This window comes from Gemmobacter caeni (assembly GCF_003054195.1).
GTDB lineage: Bacteria > Pseudomonadota > Alphaproteobacteria > Rhodobacterales > Rhodobacteraceae > Gemmobacter > Gemmobacter caeni.
This window is the reverse complement of the sequence record NZ_QBKP01000017.1, coordinates 16,760-26,844: the sequence shown is the minus strand read 5'-3', so window position 1 is coordinate 26,844 and position 10,085 is coordinate 16,760. Positions and strand designations below refer to the sequence as shown.

The following is a 10,085-nucleotide window of genomic DNA, read 5'->3' as shown; positions in this document are numbered from 1 at the left end:
GCACCAGATCCGTTCCAGCGGATTTGCAAATTTCCCTGAGGAAATCTGCGGCCGCGCAAGGCGGCGGGCCTGAGCCTCAGAACCCCTCGTCGCCACGCGGCTCCCAGTGCTTCTCCAGATTGCCGAAGCGGGTAAAACGGCCCTCGAAACTCAGTTCCACCGTGCCGATCGGCCCGTGACGCTGCTTGCCGATGATGACCTCGGCCTTGCCATGACATTTCGACATCATTTCCTGCCAGGCGGCCATCTTCTCAAGCTCGTGATCTGCGGGCTTCTCGCGTTCACGATAATATTCCTCGCGGAACACGAACATCACCACATCGGCATCCTGTTCGATGGAGCCGGATTCGCGCAGGTCGCTCAATTGCGGGCGCTTGTCCTCGCGGCTTTCCACCTGACGCGAAAGCTGTGACAGGGCAATCACCGGGATGTTCAGCTCTTTCGCAATGGCCTTCAGACCTTGCGTGATCTCGCTGACCTCCTGCACCCGGTTCGCCTCGGAGCCTTTGGACGAGCCTTTCAGAAGCTGAAGGTAGTCGATCATCAGAACATCCAGCCCGTGTGTCCGCTTCAGGCGGCGGGCGCGGGCGGCTACCTGGCTGATCGGCAGGGCGGGTGTGTCGTCGATGTAAAGCGGGCAGGCTTCCAGCTCTTTCGCGGCGTCGACGAATTTGCGGAACTCGAATTCCTCCATGTCGCCCCGGCGGATCTTTTCCGACGGCACTTCCGAGGCTTCCGAGAGAATCCGCGCAGCCAACTGCTCGGCGCTCATCTCGAGGCTGAAGAAACCCACGACACCACCGTCGACCGCGCCTTCCTGGCCATCGGTCTTGCGGCCCCGGCGATAGGCTTTGGCCACGTTGAAGGCGATGTTGGTGGCAAGCGATGTTTTCCCCATCGAGGGGCGCCCGGCGAGGATGATCAGGTCGCTTTCATGCAGGCCGCCCAGCTTCTTGTCGAGGTCGATCAGGCCGGTGGAAATGCCCGCCAGACCGCCGCCGCGCTGATAGGCGGCATTGGCGCTGTTGACCGCCTCGGTCACCGCCTTCAGGAAGGACTGGAAGCCGCGTTCGGCCACACCCTGTTCGCCCAGCTTGTACAGCCGCTGTTCCGCTTCGGTGATCTGTTCGCGCGGTTCCGAGGACAGATCGACTTTGGCCGCCTTGGCGGAAATGTCGCGGCCCAGACCGATCAGTTCGCGCCGCACCGCAAGGTCATAGATCATCTGCGCATAGTCGCGTGCGGCAAAGGCGCTGATCGCGGCACCGGCAAGGCGCACGAGATAGGCGGGGCCACCCAACTCCTTCAGACCCGCGTCATCTTCCAGAAACGCCTTCAGCGTCACCGGCGAGGCCAGCGCATTCTTCTGGATGCGGGCGGCCGCGATTTCAAAGATGCGGGCATGGACCGGATCATAGAAATGTTCCGATTTCACCAGACTGGCGATGCGGTCATAGACATCGTTGTTGGTCAGGATCGCGCCCAGAAGCTGTTGTTCGGCTTCGATGTTGTGCGGAAGCGTGTCTTCGGTCTCGGCCGATTTGACTGCCGTGATCTCGTTCATGAACCCCGTGCCCCGGCCCTCTGGCCTGTCGTTTCTTCTGTGCGGCGCGTGCCCCGGTCCCCGCGCCCGGCCCCTGCGATAGCCTGTCGGAAGGCCGTGGGGCAAGGCGCATAAGTGGCGGGATAAGCCTGTGGACGGATTCGGCCCGCCGACGCCCCCTAGTGGGGCGCCAGCCTGATCCTACCACATGATGCGGTGCGAGGGGCGGAAAAACCGCAAGCCGCGCGATTCGGCGCCGGTTTTATCCCCGATCTGCCCACAGGCGGTGGTCCCGCCTCGGCGTGGTTCCGCCGATGCGGCTCAGCCCTTGCGCGCTTCCTGCCAGGCGCGCGGATCGTTGAGGAACTCCTCCACCCCGGCCAGCGTCTCGGCGTCGAAACTGCCCTGCGCACGCGCCTCGGCCAGCATGTCCCACCAGGTGCAGAGATAGCTCAGCCTTACGCCATGTTCGGCCAGCCGCTCCTCGGTTTCCCTGAAGATGCCGTAGTAGAAGATCACCGAGGTCCAGCCGCATGTCGCGCCGGTTTCGCGGATCGCATCGACGAAGGACAGTTTCGATCCGCCATCGGTGGTCAGATCCTCGACCAGCAGGACGCGCTGGCCCTCGGTCATCGCGCCCTCGATGCGGGCATTGCGGCCATAGCCCTTGGGCTTCTTCCGCACATAGGTCATCGGCAGCGCCAGACGTTCGGCCACCAGCGCGGCAAAGGGGATGCCAGCGGTTTCACCACCCGCCACATTGTCGAAAGCCTCGAACCCGGCGTCGCGCATCACGGTGACGGCCATGAAATCCATCAGCATCGACCGGATGCGCGGATAGGAGATCAGTTTGCGACAGTCGATATAGGTGGGCGAAGGCAGGCCGGAGGCCAGCGTGAAAGGCTCGCGTGCGTTGAAATGCACCGCGCCGATTTCCAGGAAGGCGCGGGCGGTGAGGCGGGCGATTTCTTCTTTCGGGGGGAAGGCGGCGGGGATCATGGCGGTCCTTTCGGCGGGAGGGCGGGGTGGCTGCGGCTTAGCCGAGCCTGCGCCGAAAGAAAAGACCGCCGGTCGGTCTGCGCGCCGTCAGGAAACAGGCGCCGAACCCGGCCCGGCGCCTGTCGGGCTTGCGTCAGGCGACACCCCAGAACAGCGGGAAGCCCGGATCGAAGACCGTGACCGGCCCTGCCTCGGTGATGATCTTCGAAGGATAGGCATGGGCGGTTTCGTGCTTCACCAGCCGGATCGTGCCCGGATTGACCGGCAGGCGGTAGAAGGCCGGGCCGTTCCGCGAGGTGAAAGCCTCCAGCCGGTCCAGCGCACCCTCTTCCTCGAACACATGGGCGAGGATCGACATGGTATTGGTCGCCGTAAAACATCCGGCGCAGCCACAGGCATGTTCCTTCAGCGCATCGACATGCGGCGCGCTGTCGGTGCCAAGGAAGAAGCAGCCCTCGCCACTGGTAGCTGCCGCGCGCAGCGCCAGCCGATGCTTTTCGCGCTTGGCCACCGGCAGGCAGTAGTAATGCGGCTTGATCCCGCCCACGAGGATGTGGTTGCGGTTGATGATCAGGTGATGGGTGGTGATGGTCGCGCCCAGATCAGGGCCGCCCGCGCGGGCATAGGCCACGCCTTCCTCGGTGGTGATATGTTCCATCACCACGCGCAGACCGGGTGTTGCACGGCGCAGCGGGTCCAGCACCGTGTCGATGAACACCGCCTCGCGGTCGAAGATGTCGACCTCTGCCGTCGTCACCTCGCCATGGACGCAAAGCGGCAGGCCGATCTCGGCCATGGTTTCCAGCACCGCGCGAACATTCTCAAAGTTGCGCACGCCGCCATGGCTGTTGGTGGTGGCCCCGGCGGGGTAGAGCTTCACCGCCTTCACCAGCCCGCTTGCCGCTGCCGCACGCACGTCGGCGGCCTCGGTGTCTTCCGTGAGGTAGAGCGTCATCAGCGGCTCGAACGCGGCTCCTTCGGGCAGCGCGGCGAGGATCCGGTCGCGGTAGGCGGCGGCCTGCGCGCCGGTTACCACCGGCGGTACAAGGTTCGGCATGATGATCGCGCGGCCGAAATGGCGGGCGGTTTCGGGCAGCACGCCTTGCAGCATCGCGCCATCGCGCAGGTGCAGGTGCCAGTCATCGGGGCGGCGGAGGGTGAGGCTCTGGGTCATGTCTTCGCGCTACCGCAAGCGGCGCCGATTTTCCAGTGGATTCGGGGCCGCCGCCGGGCCTAGAGTCGGGCAGCAGCGGATGAGGAGATTGCGATGCGTTACGAAGGGGGCTGCCAGTGCGGCGCGGTGCGGTATCATGTCGAGGCGAGCCTTGACCAGCCGGTGACCTGCAACTGCTCGCGGTGTCAGAAACTGGGCTCAGTGCTGGTCTTTGCCCCGGCGGCGAATTTCGTGCTGGAGCGGGGTGGTGACAATCTGGCCGAATACCAGTTCAACAAGCATGTCATCCATCACCTGTTCTGCAAGACCTGCGGCATCCAGAGCTTTTCGACCGGCAAGGGCCCGGACGGGGCGGAAATGGTGGCGGTGAACGTCAATTGCCTGGACGGGGTGGACCCGCGTGAACTGGCGGCGCGTGCCTATGCCTATGACGGAAAGGCCGTATGAGCATGAAACTTTCTGCTTTACTGGTGCTGCTGGCGGTGCCCGCCAGTGCGCAGGAAGTCGATTGTGCCAATCCGACCTTCCAGATGGAAATGACCTATTGCGCGGAACAGGACTGGAATCGCGCCGATGCCGAGTTGAATGCGGCCTATAAAGAGGCGCGCGCCCGGATGCAGGCGCTGGATGCCGGCCTGCCCGCAGATCAGCGCGGGGCGGCCGAATATCTGAAACAGGCGCAGCGCGCCTGGATCGAGTTTCGCGATGCCGCCTGCGCGGCCGAAGGCTATACGATGCACGGCGGCTCGGCGGAGCCAATGGTCATCTATTCCTGCCGCGCGCGACTGACCGAACAGCGCAGCGCCGATCTGCGGGCGCTGGCCGAAACGCTCTGAACCGCGCCGGGGCGGTCAGTCCGCCCCGTCCGCCAGCCGGGCCTCCAGCGTGGCGACATGCCGCCGGAATCGCGGGGCGTTCATCCGCTCTGCGACTGACCGGCAGATCGCCAGCGACCGCCGGGTCTGGCCACGGGTTTCGGTCTGGTGCAGCAGGGCCTTCAGATACGGCCCGTGTTCGCGGCGCTTGCGCCATTCGCGGGCGAACAGGGCCGGAGTCAGCCGCCCTTCACCCGCCGCGTCGATCAGGCCGGGCAGGATGCCCGTGGTGATCAGGCTGTCCTGCACCCGATCCCCAAGCCAGGGCGTGCGGAGCTTTTGCACGAAAGGCTTGGTGAACAGCGCCGCATGCATCGAATCCTCAAGGCTGTGCGGATCGTGGATGACGAAAACCTCGCCGGTGCCCTCGATCATGTCGGGGGCATAGCCATAGCGTGAGGTGAAATCGAGCCGCCGCTTCGCCAGGTCACGGCGGTCCCAGGGCGCGATGGACGGGTCCAGCGTGGCGCGCGGGTTGATCGTCAGCACGGTTGCGCCGGGGGCACAGACCGAGAAGGCGCAGGCCGCATAGCCGCCCATCCCGGCGCCATAGAACACCACGCGGTCGAAATCTTCGAAGAAGGCGTCGTCGACCAGCCGGTCGAAATAGCGCCAGACCGCCGGGTCGCGATACCAGGTGTCACCGTCGGCGATGACACAAAGATGCGACCAGCCGTTGCGCGCCACCGCCTGACAGCCCTCTGGCATCTGCTCGGGACGCGCGCGGATCGATTCGAGCGTCTCGAACGTGACCAGCAGCGTCGGCCCCTCATCGGCGAAGAAGGCGAAATGCCGGGTGCCCAGCGGTTCGAAATAGCCCTCTTCCTCGGTGATTTCCTCCAGACGCGCCATCCATTCGGCGTGACTGGTCGCGGCCGAAGCGTCGTAACGGGCACTGCGGTCTGTCGCGGTCACTGTCATAGCCATGGAGTCCAATCACAAGAATTCAGGTCATTCCACTTATTATGCCAATCTCGCGTGGCCAAAGCGGGCAGACAAGTGGGCAGCCAAGTGACATCTCGCCTCTAAGTGGAAACAGACCGTTTTTCAGATCCGCCCGCAACCTCCGGCGCCGCGCGGGCATGGCGCAGGATCTGCATGGCTTCCGCACGGCTCAGCACCCGGCTGGGCGGGGCCAGCAGCAACCGTCCGAACAGCGCCCGCCACGGCTCCTGTTCCATCAGTGTGATGAAACGACCGCGCCGCCAGTCGCGCGCCTGCGCATCAAGACCGGCCAGCACGGCATCACCCAGCAGTGTGTCACGCAGGTCCCGGCTGTCGAGGGCAAGGATCGACCGATCTTCGACCGCGCAGAAATTCCGTTCGATCCAGTAGCCCATATCAAACGGCTCTGCCGCGCGGTTGGCGCGGCCCCGGTCGCATTTCACCAGATAATCTGCCATGCTTCCAAGGGCATAGTGGTTCAGTTGCGCGAGGGTGTAATTGTCCTGTCCGAAGTCGGAAAAGACCCGCCCGGTGGCAAAAGCCGGGGGCAGCGGCCGTCCCGCGCCATCAAACCAGCGTGCCGACGCCAGCCGCTCGCGATCCGGCGCGCGCGGGCGATGCACCCCCATCTTGCGATAGGTTCCGTCGTTGCGAAACAGCGTCTTGAACATCGCGGCCCGCCAGGGCCAGTGCAGCACCGCAGGTGCCGCGTGGGTAAAGCTTTCCGTGACCCGGCCCTCCAGCGGTCCGATCACGCCGCAATTGCCGAACATCCGCCAGGTGAGCGGGATCGCAGTGGCCTCGGGCAGGGCCGCCAGCAGCGCAGACAGGGTGCGGTCACCCGTGTGGATGTTCACGAATTCATCGACATCGAGAAACATCACCCAATCCGCCTGCGCCTTCAGCGGGTGACGATCCGCCGCTTTCAGCGCCGCCCATTGCGGGCCTTCCTCCCAGGGGCCGGGATTGCGCACATGGGTCAGCCAGCCCAGCGCGTGCAGCCGGTCGAGCATCGCATCCGTGCCGTCCTCGCAATCATTGGAAAACACCAGAAAGTCGGTGAAGCCCACAGCCCGGTGATGGGCGAGCCATTCCAGAAGGAAGGCGCCCTCGTTCTTCACCGAGGTGACGGCCAGCGCGCGCATCAGGCGGCGTCAGCCTCGTCCTCGTCGCCGACATCGGCGTCGCCGTCATAGGCCTTGCCCTCGACCTCTGCCGCATCGCCGGCGGCCATGCGGGCGCGGTGGCCTTCGATCCGGCCGATCATCTGGCCGAAGTCGGGATCGGCGTGCAGTTCGGCGATCTTGTTTTCGTGCCAGCGGACGGCCCGGTTGTGCAGCGTGTTGAGCCGCTGGTCGGACAGCAGATCGGCCATCCACTTCTCCACCGCCTCGTCATAGCGGCGGATCAGGTCGCAGGCTTCCTCGTTGGTGTCATTGCGCACCCAATAGCCGAATTCCATCTTGTCATTGACGTGGTTCACCTTGCCGCGCGCCGATTTGACCAGAAAACTGTCCATCGAGCGCAACTGGTAATGGTTCACCTGCGCCCTGGAGTAATCGGCCTGCACATGCAGGATCGACTTGCCCTGCTCGACCGGGATGCCGCCCGGCACCTCACGGCGCAGTTCGCGGCCCAGATCGTGTTTCACCACCGGCGTGTGGACGCCCAGCCGCCGCATGTGCTGCACCACATCGCCCCGGAACAGGGTTTTCGGGAAAGCGTATTCGATGGCCTTCGGTCCGGTCGTCGCATTGGCCTGCGTGAATTGCGGGGTGATGCGGCCGGGCCTGAACTCTTTCTGCCCGCCGGTGCCAAAGGTCCGCCAGGGCACACAGATCGCCTCCACCTCGGGCGTCGCCGCTGCCACCAGATCGCGGGCAGAGCCGTCTCCGATACGCGAGGCCAGAAACTCGTCCGCGTCGCAGACATAGATCCAGTCCGCGGTCTTCACCGCATCATATTGCAGCGCCTGACGCAGGGCACGGCGCTGGATCGACTGGCCGGGCCGGTAGCGTGTGGGATGCCCCTGGCACAGGCCCATTTTCGACAGGCGCTTGATCATCTGCGCCGTCGTGTCCTCGCAATCGTTGTGACAGATCACCAGATTGTCGAACCCGAGCACCTTGTGATGCGCCACCCATTCCACGAGAAAAGCCCCTTCGTTCTTCATCGTGGTGATGAGCGTGTAGACATCGTTACCCATATACTCTCCTGTCAATGCTCGGCTTCGCCGTGGTGTTCCACGGTGAAGAAATAGTCGGCGGGCAGGTCGCGTTCGTGCAGGTCGGGCGGGATGACGCCCGGTCCGGCAGCAAAGACGGCCGATCCGAAATGATGCTGCAAGCGGCAGAGCCGCTCCATCCGCGGGCCGGTCAGTTCGGCGTAAAAGGCGCGGTAGTTTTCCGTCTGCATCAGGGCGGTGATCTTCTCGCGGTGGCAGGCGACGGAATGATCATGCGCGGCGCGGATCTCGGGGTCGGACAGCAGACGGTCATATTCGGCCCGCGCCGCCGGGATCATCCGCTGGATCGAGGTGTCGCGGTCGAGATTGTGGTTCATGCGGAACCAGTAGTTCAGCCCCTGATCGCGGTCGACATGGTTCACCCGGCCCCGGTCGCGCTTGACCAGAAAGCTTTCGGCGCTGCGCACGGCATAATGGTTCAGCTGCACCCAGTCATAGCCATAGGTGTCGGTGGTGGAGCGCCAGGCATTGCGGTAGGCCTCGTGCGGCATGGGCCGACCCGAGCCGTTCAGCCAGCGCACTTCGGACCACAGATCGGGTTTCAGCCCCTTGGGACGGTGGACGCCCAGCTTCTTGTAGATGTCGATATTGCGGAACAGGGTCTTGAAGCCCCAGGCCTGATGCGGTTTGCGGATCAGTTCGGGCGCGCAACGGTCGAACTGCTCGATCAGAAAGCGGTCTTCATAGCGATGCACCTCGGCATTGCCGAACAGCCGCCATGTGAGCGAGATCATGTTGGCTTCGCCCATGGCGTGATACAGCGCTTTCAGCGTGCCGTCACCGATCTTGATGTCGATGAATTCATCGACATCCATGCAGATGCCCCAGCCGCAATCCTGCATCACCGGCTCTTTCTCGGCGGCTTGCAGCGCGGCATGTTGCGGCTTCAGCTCGCCCCCCGGCACATAGGGGTTGATACGGTGCTGCACGATGCCCTTGGCGGTCAGCAGTTCCAGCATCGTATCGGTACCGTCGGTGCAATCATTGGTGTAGATCAGGAAATCATCCACCCCGATGGCACGGTGATAAGCCAGCCATTCCAGAATGAAGGGCCCCTCGTTCTTCATCGTGGTGACGATGGCGGTGCGCCCCCCTTCGACGGCACGGGCCGGGGCGGGGCGGGCTTTCGACACCGGCGCACGCACGGGAACATGACCCAGCGGGCCTTCGGCCAGCGCCAGCAAAGCCTCATCCTCTATCAGCGAGGTCTTGGGGGCCAGCGCACCAGACGGCGCGCCCGGCACGCGGATGGCCATGGCCCGCCAGAAATGCGCGATGCCGCCTTCTTCCGGCTTGGCATAGCTGACGCGCACCATGCGCCAGCTGTTCTCCAGCCCGGCCTGTGCCGGGGCCACACCCCAGCGGGCGAGACCGCGCCGCTGATCGAACTGACGGCAGATGTGATCGCCAAAGCGCGCCTCGCGGTTCGCGCGCACCCGCCACGGGTAGATACGGTGCCCGATCAGCAGGATCACCCCGTTCTTCGACCGGGTACAAAGCTCGAACGCGGTTGGCGTGCCGGGGGGCGGAGGGGCAAGGATGTCGGTCACATCCAGGGTCAGCACCGCCCGCGCCTCCGCCAGAAACCGCCATTTGACGGCCTCGTAGAGGATGCCCTCGCCCAGCGGGCTGCGCCAGGGGTCCGGCGCGGGCTGTTCCATCCGGTCCTTGCCCGGCGCATCGGGGGTGAGGAACAAATGGTTTTCCGGCCCCAGATCGGGCTTGCCCAGCGGCACCGGGCAGTCAAGCAGCACCACTGTCACCGGCACGTCCTCCAGCGCGGCACGCAATTGCGTGGCGAACCCCTCGGGGTCGGCGTCGGGCAGCCGGTTGACGATCAGCGCGGCTTGCAGCCCGTGATGGCGGTGATGATAGATCAGCCCCTCGGCCAGTTGCGCGGCGCTTTCCTCCAGCCGGAAACCGAAGATCGTGTTCAGGTCGCGGAACAGGTCATGCTCCGCCGGGGAAGGGGACAGGGCAAGCCGGTCGCCTCCGGTCAGCGCCAGATCGGCGCCGCCCGCCGGATCGCGCCGGGCTGCGATCAGCGCCGATCCCGACAGCGCCCGGATTTCCAGCGGCAGCGCGCAGCCTTCCGCCCCGTCAGGCAGGACGCGCGCGGTATCGGTGCCATGGCCCAGAAAGACGCGGAAATGATCGCCCAGATCGACGGCATCCAGCACCAGCGGCAACCCCTCCAGCCCTGTCGCATGCGCGGCCAGTTGCCGGCGCAGCACCACCGCGCCGGGCCCCTTGGCCCGCCTGCGGCGCAGCGGCCGCGGTTCTGTCTGGTCTTTCGGCATAAGC

General features: G+C 64.9%; 9 protein-coding genes. 2 read left to right on the top strand and 7 right to left on the bottom strand.

The window, feature by feature from the left end; translation table 11 throughout:
* Positions 1 to 76 precede the first annotated feature (76 nt).
* The 3 genes from C8N34_RS20210 to pyrC form a co-directional block, all read right to left on the bottom strand.
* On the bottom strand, positions 77 to 1,564 hold the full coding sequence (locus tag C8N34_RS20210) for a replicative DNA helicase (RefSeq protein ID WP_108130275.1): 1,488 nt from the start codon (positions 1,562 to 1,564) through the stop codon (positions 77 to 79).
* 300 nt (positions 1,565 to 1,864) lie between these two features.
* A complete protein-coding gene (locus C8N34_RS20205; protein WP_108130274.1) occupies positions 1,865 to 2,542 on the bottom strand; it encodes an orotate phosphoribosyltransferase in 678 nt (225 codons plus the stop codon).
* 133 nt (positions 2,543 to 2,675) lie between these two features.
* Positions 2,676 to 3,716: a dihydroorotase gene (gene pyrC, locus C8N34_RS20200; RefSeq protein WP_108130273.1), complete on the bottom strand. Its 1,041-nt coding sequence runs from the start codon at positions 3,714 to 3,716 to the stop codon at positions 2,676 to 2,678.
* Positions 3,717 to 3,809: 93 nt separating this feature from the next.
* Between pyrC and C8N34_RS20195 the strand changes: the two genes are divergently transcribed.
* Entirely contained in the window at positions 3,810 to 4,163 is a 354-nt protein-coding gene (locus tag C8N34_RS20195) for a GFA family protein (RefSeq protein ID WP_054303221.1), read from the top strand.
* On the top strand, positions 4,160 to 4,552 hold the full coding sequence (locus C8N34_RS20190; protein ID WP_054303220.1) for a lysozyme inhibitor LprI family protein: 393 nt from the start codon (positions 4,160 to 4,162) through the stop codon (positions 4,550 to 4,552). Before C8N34_RS20195 ends, C8N34_RS20190 begins: the two co-directional genes overlap by 4 nt.
* A 15-nt stretch (positions 4,553 to 4,567) precedes the next feature.
* Here C8N34_RS20190 and C8N34_RS20185 read toward each other — a convergent pair whose 3' ends face one another.
* The 4 genes from C8N34_RS20185 to C8N34_RS20170 form a co-directional block, all read right to left on the bottom strand.
* A complete protein-coding gene (locus C8N34_RS20185; protein ID WP_242013857.1) occupies positions 4,568 to 5,518 on the bottom strand; it encodes a phosphoadenosine phosphosulfate reductase in 951 nt (316 codons plus the stop codon).
* A gap of 98 nt (positions 5,519 to 5,616) precedes the next feature.
* On the bottom strand, positions 5,617 to 6,681 hold the full coding sequence (locus tag C8N34_RS20180; protein WP_108130271.1) for a glycosyltransferase family 2 protein: 1,065 nt from the start codon (positions 6,679 to 6,681) through the stop codon (positions 5,617 to 5,619).
* On the bottom strand, positions 6,681 to 7,742 hold the full coding sequence (locus tag C8N34_RS20175; RefSeq protein WP_054303218.1) for a glycosyltransferase family 2 protein: 1,062 nt from the start codon (positions 7,740 to 7,742) through the stop codon (positions 6,681 to 6,683). The genes C8N34_RS20180 and C8N34_RS20175 overlap by 1 nt, the downstream gene beginning before the upstream one ends.
* 11 nt (positions 7,743 to 7,753) lie before the next feature.
* Positions 7,754 to 10,081 carry a glycosyltransferase family 2 protein gene (locus C8N34_RS20170; protein WP_108130270.1) on the bottom strand — a complete coding sequence of 776 codons (2,328 nt, stop codon included), beginning with the start codon at positions 10,079 to 10,081 and terminating at the stop codon, positions 7,754 to 7,756.
* Positions 10,082 to 10,085: the final 4 nt, after the last annotated feature.

Bases quoted from the DNA above. Each gene is read 5' to 3' on its own strand.
- C8N34_RS20190 (WP_054303220.1), top strand. From the start codon at position 4,160: ATGAGCATGAAACTTTCTGCTTTACTGGTGCTGCTGGCGGTGCCCGCC.
- C8N34_RS20170 (WP_108130270.1), bottom strand. From the start codon at position 10,081: ATGCCGAAAGACCAGACAGAACCGCGGCCGCTGCGCCGCAGGCGGGCC.
- C8N34_RS20175 (WP_054303218.1), bottom strand. From the start codon at position 7,742: ATGGGTAACGATGTCTACACGCTCATCACCACGATGAAGAACGAAGGG.
- C8N34_RS20205 (WP_108130274.1), bottom strand. From the start codon at position 2,542: ATGATCCCCGCCGCCTTCCCCCCGAAAGAAGAAATCGCCCGCCTCACC.
- C8N34_RS20185 (WP_242013857.1), bottom strand. From the start codon at position 5,518: ATGGCTATGACAGTGACCGCGACAGACCGCAGTGCCCGTTACGACGCT.
- pyrC (WP_108130273.1), bottom strand. From the start codon at position 3,716: ATGACCCAGAGCCTCACCCTCCGCCGCCCCGATGACTGGCACCTGCAC.
- C8N34_RS20210 (WP_108130275.1), bottom strand. From the start codon at position 1,564: ATGAACGAGATCACGGCAGTCAAATCGGCCGAGACCGAAGACACGCTT.
- C8N34_RS20180 (WP_108130271.1), bottom strand. From the start codon at position 6,681: ATGCGCGCGCTGGCCGTCACCTCGGTGAAGAACGAGGGCGCCTTCCTT.
- C8N34_RS20195 (WP_054303221.1), top strand. From the start codon at position 3,810: ATGCGTTACGAAGGGGGCTGCCAGTGCGGCGCGGTGCGGTATCATGTC.